At 69.4% G+C, this 19,850-nt stretch carries 14 protein-coding genes; 3 read left to right on the forward strand and 11 right to left on the reverse strand.

The window, feature by feature from the left end; genetic code table 11:
• Positions 1-96: 96 nt before the first annotated feature.
• Positions 97-1,107 carry a LacI family DNA-binding transcriptional regulator gene (locus tag AB0M67_RS32305; RefSeq protein WP_365751112.1) on the reverse strand — a complete coding sequence of 337 codons (1,011 nt, stop codon included), beginning with the start codon at positions 1,105-1,107 and terminating at the stop codon, positions 97-99.
• 139 nt (positions 1,108-1,246) lie between these two features.
• Positions 1,247-5,536 carry a discoidin domain-containing protein gene (locus AB0M67_RS32310; RefSeq protein WP_365751113.1) on the reverse strand — a complete coding sequence of 1,430 codons (4,290 nt, stop codon included), beginning with the start codon at positions 5,534-5,536 and terminating at the stop codon, positions 1,247-1,249.
• A 320-nt stretch (positions 5,537-5,856) separates the two neighbouring features.
• On the opposite strand from AB0M67_RS32310, the gene AB0M67_RS32315 reads away from it, so the two are divergent.
• Positions 5,857-7,566: a sensor histidine kinase gene (locus tag AB0M67_RS32315; RefSeq protein ID WP_365751114.1), complete on the forward strand. Its 1,710-nt coding sequence runs from the start codon at positions 5,857-5,859 to the stop codon at positions 7,564-7,566.
• A complete protein-coding gene (locus tag AB0M67_RS32320; RefSeq protein ID WP_365751115.1) occupies positions 7,563-8,240 on the forward strand; it encodes a response regulator in 678 nt (225 codons plus the stop codon). The genes AB0M67_RS32315 and AB0M67_RS32320 overlap by 4 nt, the downstream gene beginning before the upstream one ends.
• Before the next feature lie 116 nt (positions 8,241-8,356).
• Here the strand turns inward: AB0M67_RS32320 and AB0M67_RS32325 are convergent, their stop codons facing one another.
• From AB0M67_RS32325 to AB0M67_RS32350, 6 genes are all read right to left on the reverse strand, one after another.
• Positions 8,357-9,949 carry a cation acetate symporter gene (locus AB0M67_RS32325; protein WP_365751116.1) on the reverse strand — a complete coding sequence of 531 codons (1,593 nt, stop codon included), beginning with the start codon at positions 9,947-9,949 and terminating at the stop codon, positions 8,357-8,359.
• Complete coding sequence (locus AB0M67_RS32330) at positions 9,946-10,458, reverse strand: DUF485 domain-containing protein (protein WP_365751117.1); 513 nt, start codon at positions 10,456-10,458, stop codon at positions 9,946-9,948. Before AB0M67_RS32330 ends, AB0M67_RS32325 begins: the two co-directional genes overlap by 4 nt.
• Positions 10,459-10,557: 99 nt before the next feature.
• Positions 10,558-11,226, reverse strand: coding sequence for a response regulator transcription factor (locus AB0M67_RS32335; protein ID WP_365751118.1), 669 nt, complete (start codon positions 11,224-11,226; stop codon positions 10,558-10,560).
• On the reverse strand, positions 11,223-12,407 hold the full coding sequence (locus tag AB0M67_RS32340; protein ID WP_365751119.1) for a histidine kinase: 1,185 nt from the start codon (positions 12,405-12,407) through the stop codon (positions 11,223-11,225). Before AB0M67_RS32340 ends, AB0M67_RS32335 begins: the two co-directional genes overlap by 4 nt.
• Positions 12,404-12,913: a DUF1453 domain-containing protein gene (locus AB0M67_RS32345; RefSeq protein WP_365751120.1), complete on the reverse strand. Its 510-nt coding sequence runs from the start codon at positions 12,911-12,913 to the stop codon at positions 12,404-12,406. The genes AB0M67_RS32340 and AB0M67_RS32345 overlap by 4 nt, the downstream gene beginning before the upstream one ends.
• A gap of 145 nt (positions 12,914-13,058) precedes the next feature.
• Positions 13,059-15,185 (reverse strand): DNA topoisomerase IV subunit B, encoded by a 2,127-nt coding sequence (locus AB0M67_RS32350; protein WP_365751121.1) that lies wholly within the window; start codon positions 15,183-15,185, stop codon positions 13,059-13,061.
• A gap of 455 nt (positions 15,186-15,640) precedes the next feature.
• Between AB0M67_RS32350 and AB0M67_RS32355 the strand changes: the two genes are divergently transcribed.
• Entirely contained in the window at positions 15,641-15,871 is a 231-nt protein-coding gene (locus tag AB0M67_RS32355; RefSeq protein ID WP_030350144.1) for a hypothetical protein, read from the forward strand.
• A gap of 180 nt (positions 15,872-16,051) precedes the next feature.
• Here AB0M67_RS32355 and AB0M67_RS32360 read toward each other — a convergent pair whose 3' ends face one another.
• From AB0M67_RS32360 to AB0M67_RS32370, 3 genes are all read right to left on the reverse strand, one after another.
• Positions 16,052-16,900, reverse strand: a complete 849-nt coding sequence (locus AB0M67_RS32360) for a serine protease (RefSeq protein ID WP_365751122.1) — start codon at positions 16,898-16,900, stop codon at positions 16,052-16,054.
• A gap of 149 nt (positions 16,901-17,049) precedes the next feature.
• Positions 17,050-18,600 carry an RNA polymerase sigma factor gene (locus AB0M67_RS32365; protein ID WP_365751123.1) on the reverse strand — a complete coding sequence of 517 codons (1,551 nt, stop codon included), beginning with the start codon at positions 18,598-18,600 and terminating at the stop codon, positions 17,050-17,052.
• 340 nt (positions 18,601-18,940) lie between these two features.
• Positions 18,941-19,828, reverse strand: a complete 888-nt coding sequence (locus tag AB0M67_RS32370) for an FCD domain-containing protein (RefSeq protein WP_249953050.1) — start codon at positions 19,826-19,828, stop codon at positions 18,941-18,943.
• Positions 19,829-19,850: the final 22 nt, after the last annotated feature.

The raw sequence follows: 19,850 nt of genomic DNA on the forward strand, positions 1-19,850 counted from the left end.
CGCATGTCCGGTCATCTGTATGCGGAACGGCCCCGCAACGCGGCGGGCCCCGCACGCTGTTCGCGTGCGGGGCCCGGATCGTGGCGTGTCCGCCTGTCAGCCGCGCGGGGCCTGCGCCGTGGAACCGCGTACCACCAGCTCCGGCTCGAACAGCAGCTCACCGGGCGGCACCGCGCCGCCCTGGATCTGGGCGCTCAGCATTTCGACGGCCGCCCGCCCCATGGCCTCGATGGGCTGCCGGACAGTGGTCAGCGGAGGCTCGGTGCAGTTCATGAAAGCGGAGTCGTCGAAGCCGACGACGGACACCTCGCGCGGTACGTCGAGACCGCGCCGGCGGGCGGCCCGTACCGCGCCGAGCGCCAGCGGGTCACTCGCGCAGATGATGCCCGTGACGCCCCGGTCCAGCAGCCGCGACGCCGCCGCGTGCCCGCCCTCCAGCGAGAACATGGCCCGCTCGACGCACTCGTCGGGCAGCTTCACCCGGGCGGCCTTCGCCGCCGCCAGCGCCGCGGCGAGCTTGCGCCGGGAGGGCACATGGTCGGACGGGCCGAGTACGAGACCGATGCGCTCGTGGCCGAGCGAGGCGAGATGGCGATAGGCCTGCTCGACGGCCACGGCGTCGTCGCAGGAGATACAGGGGAAGTCGAGGTTCTCGATGGGTGCGTTGATCAGGACGACCGGGATCTTGCGCTCGGCGAGCAGCCGGTAGTGGTCGTGCGGGGCGTCGGCCTGCGCGAACAGCCCGCCGGCGAAGACCACCCCGGACACCTGCTGCTGAAGCAGCAGCTCCACATAGTCCGCCTCGGAGACGCCGCCCTTCGTCTGGGTGCACAGCACAGGCGTCAGACCCTGCTGGGCCAGCGCTCCGCCGATCACTTCGGCGAACGCCGGGAAGATGGGGTTCTGCAACTCCGGAAGCACCAGACCGACGAGTCGGGCGCGCTCGCCGCGCAGCTGCGTCGGCCGCTCGTAACCCAGGACGTCCAGCGCGGTCAGCACCGACTGGCGCGTGGCCTGTGAGACCCCGGGCTTGCCATTGAGTACCCGGCTGACCGTGGCCTCGCTGACCCCAACCTTCTTCGCCACCTGAGCAAGTCGTCGCGTCATACACGCAAGACTATCGCAAGGCATGCAAGCTACTTGCTTGAGAGCGTAATTCGAGCGTAAAGGGGCGGGTAAGCGTGGTGCCGACCGGAAGCGACCGGCCGGCACCACACTACGGCCCGCTGGGGGGCCGAGGCCCCTCCTACGGGTTGATATTGATCTTGAAGTTGGGCGTGGTGTTCTTCACGTCCACGGCGTTGTTGTTGAGCGTCAGACCGTTGAAGGTGACCTCACCGACGGCCGGACCCTGACCCGCCTCCGGCATCTCGTTGGCCCACAGTCCGAAGCCCGACTTGGCGTCGAACGCGTCACCGCTCTTGCGGGCCCCGGAGATCGAGATGTCGCTGAGGATGGTGTCCTTGATCGGGAACTGCGGCTGACCGCCCACATAGTTGGTCTGGAACATGATGCCGCTGTAGGTCGGATCGACGATGTCGACATTGTTGATCCGGATCCCCTGGAACACCTTGGACGCCGAGAACAGCCAGATCCCCGGGAAGGTCTGCGCTCCCCAGAAGTGGCCGCCGGCCCGGACGATCGACACGTTCTCGATCGTCGTCGGTTCGGTCCCGAAGCCGTTCATCGGATAACCGAAGTCCAGGGAGCTGACCGTGATCCCCGAGTAGACGAGGGTGTCCGCGATATGGATGTTGCGGAAGGTGTTGCGGTAGCCGCCGTACACCGCGAGACCCGCCGCACGCCAGGTCAGCGTCGAGGACAGATTCTCGTAGACGTTGTTGAACATGTCCGCGCCGCCGGCATCGATCGCCGAGAACAGCGCGAAGCTGTCGTCTCCCGTGGCCCGCGCGTCATTGTTGACCACGTGGTTGTCCGTGGAGCCGTTGGTCATGTTGATGCCGTCGGCGAACATGTTCCGGATCCGGGAGTTCTTGATCGTGATCCGGTCCGCGTTGGCGCCCCAGTACAGGCAGACCATGTGCTCGTTCCAGATGTTGTCGATCGTGATGTCGGAGACATTAGCGAAGTCGAACACCTTGCCGGGACCGTCGATGCGCGAGGTGTAGTTGCCGAAGTACGCGAAGCCGGTGAAGGACGAGCCCTTCGCCGCGGCCTCCGCGCGGAAGCCGATATCGGTGTTCTCCTGCGTCGCCGGGGCATAGAACCTGGTGAACCAGGGACCGGCGCCGACGACCTGCACCGGCTTCCCGTACACCTGGAACTTGCTGGACGTCTGGTAGTCACCGGGCGGCAGATAGACGCCGACCAGCTTCCCCGTGGTGTCCATCCGGACCCGGTCCAGAGCGTTCTGCACGTCCTGGTGGGTGAATCCGGCCGGGACCGTGTACGTGGCCGGGTCCGGGTTGGCGATCTGCGCGACCTGCTCCAGGTTGATGAAGTCGATCGCGTATGTGGTGGTGTTGGCCGCGTCCTTCTGGAGCCTGATCTTGCTGCCCGCCGGGACGGTCTTGCCCAGCATGACGTTCGCCTCGTCGTAGATGTGCCGGGGCGCACCGGAGCCGGGCGAGTTGCCTGGGCCGGTCTCCGCTCCGTACAGCCACGCGTACTTGGAGGTGAGGTCGATCGCCTTGAGGAAGGTGCCGTCGACATAGACGTTCAGAGTGGAGTTGATGCCACCGCCGCCCGCCGAGTCCGGTATCGAGAATCGCGTGACCAGCGTGTTCGTGCTGGCCCTGGTGGTGAACTCGACGTAGTTGCCGGTGTTGTTGAGCGTGACGGCCTTGCGGCCCGACGCCTCGCCCGCCACATCACCGATGGTCCTGTTCGGGCCGACGACCTGTGCGCCGCCGCCGGTGGTGCCGTCCTCCGCCTCGTACATGTCGTACGGCATATTGGCGCCGCGTCCGACGAACAGCGGCTGTGTGCTGGTGTTGTTCGCGCGCTTGACCGGCAGTTCGTTGGTGTCGTCGGCGAGGACCACCTTCACGGTGTACGAGCCGTTGGCCGCGGCCCAGGTGCCGAGGCCCACCGGCGGGGTGGTCGCCCCGGCCGCGATGGTCCCGTTGTACGTACCGGTCAGGGTCTTGACCGTGGCGCCCTTGGAGTCGAGCAGGGAGAGCGTGATGCCATGGGCGCCGGCCGCGGAGGCCACCGTGCCCTGGTTCTTGACCGCCACCGAGAAGGTGACGGTGTCCCCGGCCGCGGGCGAGGACGGTGAGGTGGAGACGGTCGCGGCGACCAGGTCCGAGCTGGAGACCGGCTTCACCACCAGCGGGGTGGGGCTGGTGTAGGAGTTGTTGGTCTCGTTCTGCTCGATGACCGCGTTGGCCGGGTCCGCGACCGCGCCGAGCTGGTACGAACCGGCGTCACGCGGGCCGACGTTCGCCGTGACGGTGGCCGACGCGCCGGCCGCCAGAGCGCCCACCGAAGCGCTGCCGGCCTTGCTGCCGCCGAGCTGGAAATCGACCGTGCTGGCCGGCGCGGCGACCGCTCCGGCGTTGCGTACCGTCGCCGACAGGGTGATCGGGTCGGACTCGACCGGCGCGGCGGGGGCCGCGCTGACCGCCGTGACCTGGAGGTCGGGGTTGGGCGCCGGGTCACCGAGCACCTGGAACTCCGCCACCTGTCCCGCGCCCGAGCCGGTGTTGGAGGTGAACTTCAGCTGGACATCGGCGACGCGCGCGGTGACCGGGATGGTCACCGAGTTCCCGGTCGCCGGGCTGAACGCGTAGTCCTTGGCGGCCACCAGGCTGGTGAGGCCCGACGCGCTCTGCTCACGTCCCAGTACCTGGATGTTCTGGGTCCGCGCTCCCCAGCTGCTGTCCGGGTTGAGCTTGACGACCACGCTCTGGGTGTCGGCGTTGGCGCCCAGTTTCACGGTGAGGGTGTTGGGGTAGCTGCCGCCCGCGCCCTCCCAGTAGGTGGTGACGCTGTTGTCGTTGGCGTTCTCCGCGACGAAGGTGTGGATCACGGAGGACGCGCTGATCGGCTTGCCGACGGCCAGGTTCGACGCCGACCCGCTGCTGCCGTTCCTGGTGACCGTGTTGCTGTTGCCGGACCGGTTGCCCGCCGCGTCCTTGGCCCGTACGTAGTACGAGACGGTCGTCCCCGCGGGCTGGGTGTCCGTGTACGTGGTGACATCGCCGGCCACGGTCTGGCGCAGCACGTTGTTGGCGTAGATCTCGTACCCCGTCACGCCCTTGTTGTCCGTCGAGGCGCCCCAGGTCAGCCTGATCTGACCGGAGGACGGCTCGGTGAAGGCGAGGTTGGCGGGGGTGGTGGGCGCCTGTGTGTCACCGCTGTCGCCCTGGCGGGTGACGGTGTTGCTGTTGCCCGAGACATTTCCGGCCGCGTCCTTGGCCCGTACGTAGTACGCGACGGTCGTACCGCCGGGCTGGGTGTCGGTGAACGTCGTGACATTGCCGGCGACGCTGGTGCGCAGCTCGTTGTTGGCGTAGATGTCGTAGCCGGTCACGCCCGTGTTGTCGGTGGACGCCTGCCAGGTCAGCTTGATCTGCCCGGTGGCCGGCTCGGTGTAGGCCAGCTCCGTGGGCGCGGTGGGCGCCTGTGTGTCACCGGTCTCGGGGCCGTAGATCTCCAGTTCGGAGAGCTGACCGCCGGGCTGGCCGGTATTGGCCGTGATCAGCACGCGGACGTAGCGCGTGGTGACGGCGTCGAAGGGGATCGTCACCGCCTGGCCGCCCGCGGCGTTGAAGGTGTACGCCTTGGACGCCGTCAGATCCGAGAAGGTGGAGTTGTTGTCGCTCCCCTGGATCTTCAGCGTCTGGTCCCTGGCGCCCCAGCCGTCCGGCAGCCGCAGCACGACCTGGTTGACGCGGACCGAGGAGCCGAGGTCGGCCTGGATCCACTGCGGGAAGGCGTTGTTCCTGCTCTCCCAGTAGCTGGCCTTGTTGCCGTCATTGGCGTTGCCCGGTCCGTAGACCTCGGTGAAGCTGCTCGCCGTGAGCGTCCTGCCGAGCGCGAGGTTGACCGACGCCGCGGCGGCGGTGTGCACCTCAAGCTCGGAGAGCTGGGCCTTCTTCCCCGCCGTGTTGCCCGTGATGTTCGCCCGTACGAAGCGGGCCTTGGTGGCCGGGAAGGACACGGTGACCTTGTTGCCCGCCCCCTTGCTGAAGGAGTACGTGGCGGAGGACTTCAGCGTCGAGAAGCTGGTGCCGTCCGCGCTGCCCTGGAGTGAGAGCGTCTGCTTCCGGGACTCCCACCCCGCGGGGAGCTTCAGCACCACCTGGTCGACGCGCTTGCTCGACCCCAGGTCCGACTGCACCCACTGGGGGAACTTCTTGCCGTCGCCCTCCCAGTACGTGGACTGATCCCCGTCGGTCACGTTCCGGGCGGTCCCGTCGCCCGATGTCGTGCTCGCCGCCGCGGTCCGCCCCGCGGCGATATTGGGACCGTCGGCCGCCGCAGCGGTCATCGACGGCCAGCCGATCATCAAAAGACTGGTGGCTATGGCGGCGGAGAGGACCCGCCATCTCCGGCGTAGCGATCTCATGGATCCCCGATCTTCGGCCTCGGCGCGGGGGCGACGAGGGCGCGGCTCTGGCTGCGTACCTGTAGGACAGGCGTTTCTGCACTGCTGAACAGAGACTTTTGCGTTTTGCGGTCAGAGAGTTGCAGAGAAATGCGAGGTCGTCCACCGCTCGGACAGAACCAAATCCCCAGGTTCCTCAGCCGGGTTGGCCGCCAATGCGCGACACACGCCGGTTTCCGGCCGCTCAGCAGGGAACCGTAAGCGCACCGCATATCTTGCAAGCCATTTGCGTAGATGTGGAAGTTTCGGAAAGGGCGCCCGGCCCTCTACCGTTCGTACATATGAACGCCGCACCGAGCACCGCGGGCAGACGACGGCGATTCGGCTGGCCACGCCGGGTCTTCTCGCAGGTGCTGCTGATGCAGCTCGCCATCGCCGCGGGCGTCACCGTGCTGGCCACGGGGCTCTTCCTCGCGCCCTTCAGCGCCGAATTGGACGAACAGGCGATGCACCGCGCGCTGGCGATCGCCGAGACCACGGCCTCCATCGATGTGGCCGCCGATCTCGTCACCACGGACCCGGCGGCCGACGGCCCCGTACAGGCCGAGGCCGAGCGCATCAGACAGTCCACCGGCGCCGAGTATGTGGTGATCATGGACAGACGCGGGGTGCGCTGGTCGCACACCGACCTGGACCAGATCGGCAGGGTGGTCTCCACCGATCCCAGCGACGCCCTCGCGGGCAAGGAGGTCATGGAACTGGACAGCGGCACGCTCGGCCGGTCCGCCCGGGGCAAGGTGCCGCTGCGGGACGAGAGCGGGCGGATCGTCGGGGCCGTCTCGGTCGGTATCGCGTACGACAGCGTCCGCGACCGGTTCCTGGCCGCGATCCCCGGGCTGCTCGCGTACGCGGGAGGCGCGCTGGCCGCCGGGGCGCTCGCCGCGTATCTGATCTCCAGACGTCTCCAGCGGCAGACCCATGACCTGGCCTTCTCCGATATCTCGGCGCTGCTCACCGAGCGCGAGGCCATGCTGCACAGCCTGCGGGAAGGCGTTGTGGCACTGGACGGGACCGGCAGGATCCGGCTGATGAACGACGAGGCGCAGCGGCTGCTTGGACTCGGCGCCGACGCCATCGGACGGCCGCTGGAGGACGTGCTCGGTGCGGGGCGCACCACCGAGGTGCTGGCGGGGCGGGTGGTGGGCGAGGATCTGCTGGCCGTCCAGGGCAGCCGCGTCCTGGTCGCCAACCGGATGCCCACCGACGACGGGGGCGCCGTCGTGACCCTCCGCGACCGTACCGAGCTGGAGCGGCTCGGCCGGGAGCTGGACGCCACCAAGGGGCTGATCGACGCCCTGCGCGCCCAGGACCACGAACACGCGAACCGGATGCATACGCTGCTGGGGCTGCTGGAGCTGGAGATGCACGAGGAGGCGGTGGAGTTCGTCACCGAGGTCGTCGGGGTGCACCGGGCCACCGCCGAGCAGATCACCGAGCGGATCCACGATCCGCTGCCGGCCGCGCTGCTGGTCGGCAAGGCCACGGTCGCGGCGGAGCGGGGCGTCTCGCTGCGGCTCTCCCCCGGCACGCTGCTGCCGGACCGGCTGATCGATCCGCAGGGCCTGGTCACGGTCGTCGGCAACCTCGTCGACAACGCGCTGGACGCGGCGGCCGGCTCCGAGGACCCGCGGATCGAGGTGGAGCTGCGCGCCGAAGGCCGTACGGTCGTTCTCGTGATCTCCGACAGTGGCCCCGGCGTCCCGCCCGACCAGCGTGAACTGGTCTTCTCCGAGGGCTGGTCGACCAAGGAACCACCGGCGCACGGCAAACGCGGCCTCGGGCTGGCCCTGGTGCGCAGACTCGCCGAGCGGCAGGGCGGCAGCGCACGGGTCGGCGCGGGGGCGCACGGCGGGGCGCAGTTCACGGTCGTCCTGCCGGAGGCGCTGACGGAAGCGGACCCCGGCGGGAGCATGGAGCGCGACGGGACCACGGAGTCCGGGGCACTACCCGGAACCGCCCGCGAGCAGGCCGGGGCAGGGGAGACACGATGATCGACGTACTGGTCGTGGACGACGACATCCGGGTCGCGCAGATCAATACGGCCTATGTGGCCAAGGTCGCGGGCTTCCGGGTGGTGGCCCAGGCCCATACCGCCGCCGAGGCGCTGGGCCGGATCGCCGAACACCCCGTCGATCTCATCCTTCTCGACCACTATCTCCCGGACGAGAACGGGCTCGCCGTGGTGCGGGAGTTGCGGCGGCTCGGCCATCAGACCGACGTGATCATGGTGACGGCGGCGCGCGATGTCGCCACGGTCCAGTCCGCGATGCGCCACGGCGCGCTCCAGTACCTGGTCAAACCGTTCAACTTCGCCGGGCTACGGGCCAAGCTGGAGGCATACGCGACGCTGCGCCGCACCCTGGAAGGCGGCGGCGAGGCGGAACAGTCGGAAGTGGACCGGATGTTCGGGGCCCTCTCCGCCGCGAGCGCCCCCGCCCTCCCCAAGGGCCACTCCCCCACCACCGCCGAGGTGGTGCGCAAGGTGCTGATGGGCGCCGGCGGACCGCTCTCGGCGCAGGAGATCGCGGAGCGCGCGGGGATGAGCCGGCAGACCGCGCAGCGCTATCTCAAGCTGCTGGAGCGGGCCGGGCGGGTACGGCTCACACTGCGGTACGGGGAGACGGGGCGCCCGGAGCACCGCTACGCCTGGGCGTCGAGCGGCTGACGGCTCCGCTTCCCGGTCCGTGTCGACGGCCCGTGTCCCCGGCCCGTGTCAGGGGCCCGGCCCCGTGGCCCGGGCCCGTGGCTCCGGCCTGAGCCGCCCTCTCCGCACGAGAGGACTCAGACCGCTCCCGCCCCCGTCAGCGATCTGACCTCGGTCTCCGCGTGCTTCGCCCCGTCCGGCGGTTCGGTGGAGGTGACCGTACCGAGCCATCCCGCCAGGAAGCCCAGCGGGATGGAGACCACCCCCGGGTTCTGGAGCGGGAAGACCGCGAAATCCGCCCCGGGGAAGATCGACTCGGGGCTCCCCGAGACCACCGGCGAGACCACCACCAGCAGGACCGCCGGAATCAGCCCCCCGTACACCGACCAGACCGCGCCGCGCGTGGTGAAGTTCCGCCAGAACAGCGAGTAGAGCAGCACGGGTAGATTGGCGGAGGCGGCGACCGCGAAGGCGAGTCCGACCAGGAAGGCCACGTTCAGGTTCTGGGCCGGCAGACTGAGCGCGATCGCCACCGCGCCGATTCCGGCCGCCGCCAGCCGCGCCACGGCCACCTCACCACGGCGCTTCGTGTGCCCGCGCTTGAGCGAGGCGTAGAGATCATGGGCGACGGAGGCCGAGGAGGCGAGCGTGACGCCCGCGACGACGGCGAGGATCGTCGCGAAGGCGATCGCCGCGACCACCGCGAAGAGCACCGTCCCCCCGGTCGACCCCGCCCCGCCGCCGAGGTCGAGGGCGAGCAGCGGGACCGCGGTGTTCCCGGCCGCGCTTGAGGCACGTACCGCGTCCGTGCCGACCAGCGCTGCCGCGCCGAACCCGAGCACGATCGTCATCAGATAGAAGCCGCCGATCAGCCCGATGGACCAGATGACCGAGCGGCGGGCGGCGAGCGCGGTCGGCACGGTGGCGAAGCGCGAGAGGATATGCGGCAGTCCGGCCGTGCCGAGAACGAGCGCGAGCCCGAGGCTGATGAAGTCGATCCGCGCGGTCCAGTCGCCGCCGTACCGCAGTCCCGGCGCGAGGAAGTCCTTGCCGTGGCCGCTCCGGGCCGCCGCCGTGTTCAGCAGCTCATTGACGTTTCCGTGGAAACGGATCAGGACGAGCACGGTCAGCGCGATCGCGCCGGCCATCAGCAGGACCGCCTTGACGATCTGGATCCAGGTGGTGGCGCGCATCCCGCCGAGCGAGACGTACACGACCATCAGCACGCCCACACCGATCACGGTCCAGGTGCGCGCCGCGCCGCTCGTGCCGCCGAGCGGCAACGCGACCAGGCTGCCCGCGCCGACCATCTGCGCGACCAGATACAGCACGGAGACGGTGACCGAGGAGGTGCCCGCGGCGATCCGTACGGGACGTTCGCGCATCCGGGCCGCGACCACATCGGCGAGGGTGAACCGGCCGACGTTACGGACGAGTTCGGCCACCAGGAACAGCACGACCAGCCAGGCGACCAGAAAGCCGACCGAGTAGAGCAGGCCGTCGTAGCCGAAGAGGGCGATCAGGCCCGAGATCCCGAGGAAGGAGGCCGCGGACAGATAGTCCCCGGCGATGGCGAATCCGTTCTCCATGGGCGAGAAGAGCCGGCCGCCCGCGTAGAACTCCTCGACGGAACCAGGCCGGCGGCGGCTCACCCATGTGGTGATCCCCAGCGTGACCGCGACGAACACGCTGAACAGCAGCAGCGCCAGGGTCTGATGGTCGCCGCTCACCGCTGGTCCCCCTCGTCTCCCTCGTTGCCCACGTCGCCCACGTCGCCGCGCGTCCGCCGGTCGAAGACGGCCCAGCGCAGTTCGAGGGCCGCGCGGTCCCGGTGCAGCCGGGCATGGCGCGCGTACGCCCAGGTCAGCAGGAACGTGGAGAGGAACTGGCCGAGGCCCGCGACCATCGCCACGTTCACCGCGCCCGCGACCGGCCGGGCCATCAGCCCCGGGGCGGCCGTCGCCGCCACCACATACGCCACGTACCAGCCGAGGAAGGCGAGCGAGGCGGGGACGACGAACCGGCGGTAGCGACCGCGCACCTCCTGGAAGGCCGCGCCGCGATGGACCTCCGCGTAGATATCGGTGGCGTCGGTCGCGCCCCGGTAGCCGGGGGCCGGTGCGGCGGGCGCCGCGGAGCCGCCCGTACCGCCCCACTCGCCCCAGTCCGGGGACAGCGCCGCATACCACGGGGCGTCGGGCCGCACCGCTGCGGCGTCACGCCCTTCCTGCTTCTCCACCGGTCAACTCTCCTTGTCGGCGAACCGTTTCGGCCGCGTGCAAGAAGGATGGACAGAGTGGGGAGATCCCGGACTCCTCTCTCTCCGGGCTTCACTCCATCAGGTGATGGTTGTCCCGGGTGGCGAGGTAAGCCCGTGCTGATAGGCATAGCGCACGGCCTGCGCGCGGTCGCGCACACCGGTCTTGGCGAAGAGGTTGTTGATATGGGTCTTCACCGTGGCCGTCCCGATATGCAGCCGGTGCGCGATCTCCTTGTTGGAGAGCCCCTCGGCGACCAGCGAGAGCACCTCCGCCTCGCGGGCGGTGAGCCCGTCGGGCAGCTCCGCCGGGGCGGGATCCGCGGGCGGGTCCGTGACCCGCTCCAGCAGCCGGCGCTGTACGGCGGGCGCCAGTCCGGCCTGCCCCGCCAGTACGTCGTCGACGGCCCGGGCGATCTCCTCGCCCCCCGCGTCCTTGGTGAGATAGCCGCGGGCGCCGGCCCGGAGCGCGGCGAAGAGCGAATCGTCGTCGGCGTATGTCGTGAGCACCACGACCTGTGTGGCCGGGTGCTCGGCGCGGATACGGCGGGTGGCCTCCACGCCGTCGCAGCGCGGCATCCGCAGATCCATCAGGACCACATCGGGGGCGAGTTCGGCGACAAGGGCCACGGCCTCCTCGCCGTCCCTCGCGGCGCCGACGACCTCGATGCCCGGCAGCAGCCCGAGCAGCATCACGATGCCCTCGCGCACCACGGCCTGGTCGTCGGCGACGATCACCCTCGCCGTCATGCGGGCACTCGCAAACGCACGTTGAAGCCCTTCTCGCCGGGGTCCTCCAGTCCTCCCGGACCGGCCTCCAGGGTGCCGCCGAGCAGCTCGGCGCGCTCCTTCATCCCCAGCAGACCGTACCCGGAACCCGAGGAGCCCAGCCCGGCCGGGGCCGCGCCCTTCCCACCGGAGTCCCGCACATCCAGCGTCACCTCGTCCGCGCCGTATGTGAGCCGGATCAGCACCCGCGCGCCCGGGGCGTGTTTCCGTACGTTGGTCAGCGCCTCCTGCACCACCCGGCGCACCGTCTGGGACGCCTCCGCGGGCAGCGGCCGAGGCACGCCGCCGATCTCGACCTCGGCACCGTCCATCGCGGCCAGTTCACGCAGGTAGTCGCCGAGGGGCGCCATGTCGCCGCGCAGCGCGGAGAGCGCCTGCCGGGTCTCGGCGAGCCCTTCGCGTGCCATGGAGCGCGCGGCGACGACCCGTTCCAGGATCTGATCGCGGAACGGGCTGTGCGGCTCGCGCTCAATCCGCAACCGCGCCGCCTCCAGATGGACGAGCTGCGCCGAGAGGCTGTGCGCCAGGACGTCATGGATGTCCCGGGCGATCCTGGCCCGCTCCGCGAGGGCGGCCGACTCCGCCTCGGCGGCCAGAGCTGCACGTTCCTGGGCCAGCAGCCGCTGGGCGTTGCCGCGCGCCTCCGCGTCGAGCCGCAGTACGTACCCGGCGAGGAGCAGCCCGACGGTGGTGATCGTGGTGGTGAGCCAGTTGTCCTGGTTGTGCGTCGCGAACCAGCCGAGGGCGACGACGGTCGTGGGCAGCGCGGCGGCGAGCGGCAGCCGTTCGATGGCGACGACCGTGCAGCCGCACCAGAGCACGGTGCCCGCGATCTCGAATCCGCTGTGCCGCGCGACCATCGACCCGCCCAGCAGCAGGACGAGCAGCCCGACCGACGGCCAGAGATCGTTGCGCAGCGTGGTGCGGTAGAAGGACCAGGCCAGAAACCCGGTGAGCAGCACCCCTGCGACCGCCGCGACCGCTGCCCAGCCGGCCACATGGCGCTGGCTGAAGGTGGACCACAGCAGGGCGGCGAGGGCCAGCACGCGTACGCCGCGGTTCAGCCATCGCCGGGCATCGCCGCGGCCCTCCCGGGAGAGAGCTTCCCGGGAGGGCCAGTTCCTCCAGGCCTCGGGGGTCACACACGGTCCTTCCACGGTGCGGCGGCTACGCCGTCACCGTACGACGGCCGGCCGGCGCGGGCCCACCACACCAGCATCCCCCTGCGGACCAGTACCGAGGCGGCGAGGGCGAGCAGCAGCGCCCCGCTGCCCTGGTGGACGCCGATCAGCGCGCCGAGACCCATGAGCCCCAGCCGCAGGGCGATTCCGGCGACCCAGACCCCGGCGGTCGCCTTCGTACCCCTCGACCACACCGAGCCGTCCCGCTCGGTCCAGATACGGCTGGTCCGGGCCCAGCCCGCGCCCATCAGCAGCCCCACCACCAGCTCGGCGCCGAGCAGCAGCGCCGACAGCGACAGTTCCCGGGAGTCGAGAAGCCCGGGCTCACGCAGCGCGACCACGACCAGGATGACGGGCAGCACCAGCCACCGGTGCCCGTCGGCGGTGACCCGCTGGGGCTTGAGCTGGCGGGCGGCGATCAGGGCGACCACCGCGACGGCCACCAGTACGTTGAGGAGCGAGGACATCCGGGCCTCCGGGGACGAAGAAGTTCAACGTCTTCGACGCTACGGAGAAACACCAGGTCAGAGCATCGGCGTGTGGGTTGATCAGGGGTGGAAGGACGGCCTCCACCCGTGGGTGGAGGCCGCTGTCCCAGATGCCCCGGCCGCCTCAGGCGTCGATGCGCGAGCGGTCCAGCGTCGCCGCGGAGCTGGTGATGAACTCCTTCCGGGGAGCCACCTCGTTACCCATCAGCAGATCGAAGATCTGCTCGGACGACTCCAGGTCCCCGATGTTGATCCGCCGCAGGGTGCGGTGGCGGGGGTCCATCGTGGTCTCCGCCAGCTGGTCGGCGTCCATCTCACCGAGGCCCTTGTAGCGCTGGATGGAGTCCTTGAAGCGCACGTTCTTGCGCTGGAACTCCAGCAGCGTCTGCCGCAGCTCGTTGTCCGAGTACGTGTAGACGTACTTGTCCTGGCCCTTCTTGGGCTGGACCAGCTCGATCCGGTGCAGCGGCGGCACGGCGGCGAAGACCCGGCCCGCCTCCACCATCGGCCGCATGTAGCGCTGGAAGAGCGTGAGCAGCAGGCAGCGGATATGGGCGCCGTCGACATCGGCGTCGACCAGCAGCACGATCTTGCCGTAACGGGCGGCGTCGATGTCGAAGGTCCGGCCCGAGCCCGCCCCTATGACCTGGATGATCGCCCCGCACTCGGCGTTCTTGAGCATGTCCGAGACGGATGACTTCTGGACATTGAGGATCTTGCCCCGGATCGGCAGCAGCGCCTGGAACTCGCTGTTCCTGGCGAGCTTGGCCGTACCGAGCGCCGAGTCGCCCTCCACGATGAACAGCTCGCTGCGGTCCACGTCGTCACTGCGGCAGTCGGCGAGCTTGGCCGGCAGCGAGGAGGACTCCAGCGCCGTCTTCCTGCGCTGCGCCTCCTTGTGCTGACGGGCCGCGATCCGCGTACGGGCGGCGGCGACGGCCTTCTCCAGCACGGCGCGGGCCTGCGCCTTGGCGTCGCGCTTCGTCGAGGTCAGAAACTCCTTGAGCTCCTTGGCGATGACATTGGCGACGATCCGGTTGGCCGCGGACGTACCGAGGACCTCCTTGGTCTGGCCCTCGAACTGCGGCTCGGCGAGCCGTACCGTGACCACGGCCGTCAGGCCCTCCAGGGCGTCGTCCTTGACGACGTCGTCCTCCGCGACGCGCAGCATCTTCGCCGAGCGCAGCGCCTCATTGACCGTTTTGGTCAGAGAACGCTCGAATCCGCTCACATGGGTGCCGCCCTTGGGGGTGGCGATGATGTTCACGAACGACTTGACGATGGTGTCGTACCCGGTGCCCCAGCGCAGGGCGACATCGACACCCAGCTCGCGGGTGACCTCGGTGGGGGTCATATGCCCGCGGTCGTCCAGGACCGGCACGGTCTCCTTGAAGGTGCCCTGTCCGGTCAGCCGCAGCACATCGCAGACGGCCTTGTCCTGCGCGAGATATTCACAGAACTCACTGATGCCGCCGTCGAACCGGAACGTCTCCTCGCTCGCGCCGCCGCCCTCGCTCTCGCCGAGACCCCGCTCGTCCCTGACGACGATCGTCAGTCCGGGGACCAGGAAGGCGGTCTGCCGGGCACGCTGGTGGAGCGTGTCCAGGGAGAGCTTGGCGTCCTTGAGGAAGATCTGCCGGTCGGCCCAGTAGCGCACGCGCGTGCCGGTACGGGTCTTGGGCACCCGCTTGCCCTTGCGGAGCCCGTTCGCGGGATCGAAGGGGCTGTCGGGGCCCTGCTCGGTGAACATCCCGGGGACACCGCGGCGGAAGCTGATCGAGTGCGTGGCGCTGTTGCGGTCCACCTCGACGTCCAGCCGGGCGGAGAGCGCGTTGACGACGGAGGCGCCCACGCCGTGCAGGCCGCCCGAGGCGGCGTACGAGCCGCCGCCGAACTTTCCGCCGGCGTGCAGCTTGGTCATCACGACCTCGATGCCGGAGAGGCCGGTCTTGGGCTCGACATCGACGGGGATACCCCGGCCGTTGTCCTTGACCTCGACCGAGCCGTCCTCGTGGAGGATCACCTCGATGTGGTCGCAGTACCCGCCCAGGGCCTCGTCGACCGAGTTGTCGATGATCTCCCAGAGGCAGTGCATCAGGCCGCGGCTGTCGGTCGAGCCGATATACATTCCGGGGCGTTTGCGGACCGCTTCGAGCCCTTCAAGGACGAGCAGGTGCCGCGCGGTGTAGTTGGAGCCGTCACGGTCTGCTGTCAGCAGCGCAGTGGACGGCACGGACGTATCGGCGGTCACGCGGTTCGCTCCTCGCTGAATTTGAGATGGGCCCCCGTGGGGTAAAGGCCCGGCGTCTGTCACCGGTCAGAGGGTACAGAGGCCTGGTAGAGCCGTTGTCACGCCACCCTCGCGAATTCTCATGCTAGTCCAAGGTCGCATAGGTGTTCGATCCTTCGATGGAGTGAAGCACACATCACGTTCCCTTCCAGGCATGAACCATTTAGGCTCCGGGCACGTCCTCATCAACAACCGGCAAGCCGGCCGGCGAGGGCGATCCCCCTGACAAGCAACGTCAAGCAACGCGAAACCCGTAGTGCGAAGCCCCGCGAGCAATACGGCCCATTCGCCGCCAATCGTCAGCAGTCAGCCACAACGGAAGAAATTTTCGAGGAAAAGCCGAGAGCGGGAACGTTTTCGGCCTGGTTGGATGTTGACCCTGGTACGACAGCTCGTCGAGCTAGAGAAGAGGCGACGTGACTACTGTTCTGACCCCCGCGAGCCCGCTGACCGCGGCTGATCGCTGCGACCGGTGCGGCGCCCAGGCCTATCTGCGCGTCCTCCTGTCCAGCGGTGGTGAACTGCTCTTCTGTGCCCATCACGGGCGCAAGTTCGAGCCGGAACTCAAGAAGATCGCCGCGGAAATACAGGATGAGACCGACCGACTGACGGCCGTACCGGCCGGCGGCGGTGAAGAGGAACACTGACACCTCGCATCCACGACGAGCCAAGGGCCGGTCCGAGCCGGCCGACGGGCGGCCACCCCTGTACCGCAGGGTGACCGCCCGTTCTCGTCGTCGTGGCCGACCCACTCGACATGGAAGCCCGAACCCCATGCCGGCAGGGGAACCCCGGGAACCCCGCCTCGGCGTGGGAACCCGCGCCGATCACCGCGGGGGCCGTGCCCCCGCCGCGTCGGCGACGGCCCGCGCGCCCATGGTGATCCGGGTATAGACGCCCGGACTGTCGGCGCGCCCGCAGCCACTCCCCCAGGAGACGAGCCCGATAAGCCGTCCCTGGGCCACCAGCGGCCCGCCACTGTCCCCCTGGCACGCGTCATGCCCGCCCTGGGGATCGCCCGCACAGAGCATCGTGGAAGCCTCGTAACGGTCCCCTGAGCCGCCCGGGTACGCCCGCTCGCAGCTTGAGTCCGGCAGCACCTTCACACGCGCGGAGCGCAGCGCCTGCGCGTAGTCGGCATCGCCCGAGGTATCACCCCAGCCGTAGACCGCCGCGTCGGTGCCCGGCGCGGCGGCCGGGTCCCCGGGCTCCGCCGGCCTGATCGCGTACTCCTCGGGCAGGGCGCGCGCCAGCGTCAGCACGGCGAGGTCCGACGCGTTGGAACGCGGCTCGTACGCCGGATCCACCTGGACGGACCGTACGGCGACCTCACGCCCGCCGGAGCCGCGCAGCCGTTCACGGCCCGCGATGACCCGGAGGTCAGGGATGTCCTTCGGGGCCGCCCCGAGGACGTCTTTGCCCACGCAGTGGGCGGCGGTCAGCACTTTCGTCGGCGCCACCACCACACCTCCGCAGAACTGGCCCGCACGCGTACCCCCGAAACGGTCACGGCTGGACAGGGCCACGACCCATGGGCTGTCGGCGATCCGTACCTCCTGACCGCCGACGATCACCCGTTCGGCGGCGGCGGGGACAGCCGCGACGAGTGGCAGCACCGCCCCGGTGGTGATCACGGCCAGTCCTCCGGTCAGCACTCGGGCTACGGAACGACGCATACAGTCTCCTGACTCTCCGGTGGGCTCCGATCTACCCAGAGTCATCCCACCGGTCGAGTCTCGCACCCCCGCGCACGACGCGAAGGCCCGGATCCCTGGTGGCATCCGGGCCTTCACTCGTGCTTCGCGCGCCCCCTGGGCCTCAGCGACTAGTCCAGGTAGTCGCGGAGCACCTGCGAACGCGAGGGGTGGCGCAGCTTCGACATCGTCTTCGACTCGATCTGGCGGATGCGCTCACGCGTCACGCCGTACACCTTGCCGATCTCGTCGAGCGTCTTGGGCTGGCCGTCCGTGAGACCGAAGCGCATGGAGACCACGCCCGCCTCACGCTCGGAGAGCGTGTCGAGCACCGAGTGCAGCTGCTCCTGGAGGAGCGTGAAGCTCACGGCGTCGGCCGGGACGACCGCCTCGGAGTCCTCGATGAGGTCTCCGAACTCGCTGTCGCCGTCCTCGCCCAGCGGAGTGTGCAGCGAGATCGGCTCACGGCCGTACTTCTGGACCTCGATGACCTTCTCGGGGGTCATGTCGAGTTCCTTGGCCAGCTCCTCCGGGGTGGGCTCGCGGCCCAGGTCCTGGAGCATCTGGCGCTGCACCCGCGCGAGCTTGTTGATGACCTCGACCATGTGCACCGGGATACGGATGGTGCGGGCCTGGTCGGCCATGGCGCGGGTGATCGCCTGCCGGATCCACCAGGTGGCGTACGTGGAGAACTTGTAGCCCTTGGTGTAGTCGAACTTCTCGACCGCGCGGATCAGACCGAGGTTGCCCTCCTGGATCAGATCCAGGAAGAGCATGCCGCGGCCGGTGTAGCGCTTGGCCAGCGAGACCACCAGTCGGAGGTTGGCCTCCAGCAGGTGGTTCTTGGCCCGGCGGCCGTCCTCGGCGATGATCTCCAGCTCGCGCTTGAGCTTCGGCGCGAGTTTGTCGGAGTTGGCCAGCTTGTCCTCGGCGAAGAGACCGGCCTCGATGCGCTTGGCCAGCTCGACCTCCTGCTCCGCGTTGAGGAGCGGGACCTTGCCGATCTGCTTCAGATAGTCCTTGACGGGGTCGGCGGTGGCGCCGGCGACGGCGACCTGCTGGGCCGGCGCGTCGTCCTCGTCGTCGTCGGAGAGTACGAAGCCCTTGTTCTCGCCCTCGGTCTCCTCCTCCTCGCCCTTGCCCGCCTGCACCTCATCGGTGGGCTCTTCGCCGTCGGCGGCCTCGTCGGAGTCCTTCTTGCCGACGGCCTTCTTGGCCGTCGTCTTCTTCGCGGCGGTCTTCTTGACCGTGGCCTTCTTGGCCACGGTCTTCTTCGCGGCCGCCTTCTTGGCAGAGGCGCCGGCCTCATCGGCCGTGGCTTCCACGATCTCTGCCGCCGGAGCCGAGGTGGCGGCCGCGACAGTCTTCGTCGTGGTCGTCTTGGCCGCGACGGTCTTGGTGGCGGTGCGCTTGACCGGGCTCTTCGCTGCGACGCTCTTGCGGGTGCGCTTCGGCGACTCCGCGGCACTGACCATCAGCGTCACACCCTCTTCCTCGAGGATCTGGTTGAGGCTGCGCAGAACATTCTTCCACTGGGTTGGCGGAATCTGGTCGGCCTCGAAGGCCCGACGCACGTCATCGCCGGCGATCTGCCCATCAGCCTTTCCCCGCTCGATGAGCGCCATCACAGACTCGGACTCGGCGATCTCCGGCGGGAGCGTACGGGATGTGCTGGCCGACACGAACAACCTCTCGGAACGATGGAAACGGCTTCCGGCCCCGCCCAGGATCGGACCGGAGCCGACGACCGTCGGCTGGGGATGTGCCGACGGCGCGGGCTTGGACCTCAGAGGTGAATACAGCGCCGTGCGTGGCGGACGTATTCCCTCCTCGGCTGTCACCTCTTAAGTCATCGCGCTGTCTCCAGGAGTGTTACGCCCATTCCACGTGGCCCGAGTCACACTCCATTTGCGACAAAATGACCAGAAGGGGGATTTAAAGCCCCACAATCGCGTCGCCGGACCCCCGGGGCCCGGCGACACACGACGCGTACATCCCCGTACGCCCGCCCCTCGGCGGCGCTCAGTGCTCGCGCGGTGCCGGAACGACACGCTCCACTTCAGGCTGGACGGTGAGCAGTTGACGCATGGCCGATTCGGCGGCGTGCGCGTCACCGGCGGCGAGCGCGTCGACGATCCGCGCGTGATGGGAGAGCGACGCCTCGGTGGGCCGGTCGCATCCGGTGACCGGGCCGCCGGAGACCTGGAGGGCCGCCGAGACGATCCCCGAGAGGTGCTCCAGCATGCGGTTGCCGGCGAGCTGGATCAGCAGGGAGTGATATTCGGCGTCCGCACGCGAAAAGGTGATCGAATCACCCTGCGCGAGGGCGTGGCTCATGATCCCCACCATGTCGGTGAGCCGCTGCTGGACATCCGCCCGGCCATGGCCGGCCGCCAGCCGCGCGGCGAGGGGCTCGATCGTCCAGCGCAGCTCACTCAGCTCGCGGCGCTGGTCGTCGCGCTGCGGCCCGAAAGCGCGCCATTCGATGATGTCGGGGTCGAGCAGATTCCAGTCGCTCACCGGACGGACACGGGTACCGACATTGGGCCGGGCGCTCACCAGGCCCTTGGCCTCCAGCACGCGCAGCGACTCCCGCACCACGGTGCGGGAGACCTCGAAGCGCTGGCCGATCTCCTCGGGTACGAGCGGCCGGTCGGCGCCCAGATCACCGGAGACGATCATCTGGCCGAGCTGCTGGACGAGTTGGCCGTGCAGCCCGCGGCCGCGGCTGCTCGTCGTACGTCGTCCCACCCGGCCCAAGTCGGTGTCGGCGCCGTCCCAGACGGGGGCGGCGACGCGGTCGGCGCCGGGCGCCTCCGCGAAGGGGTAGCGGTCGAGTTCACCCGGCTCGGCGAGGCCTGACTCGACGGAACGGGCGGCGGTCATCATGGTGTGCGCAAGGGTACTCACGCATCCTTTGTCGGCGTTGCTC

Source organism: Streptomyces sp. NPDC051662, assembly GCF_040681655.1.
Taxonomy (GTDB): domain Bacteria; phylum Actinomycetota; class Actinomycetes; order Streptomycetales; family Streptomycetaceae; genus Streptomyces.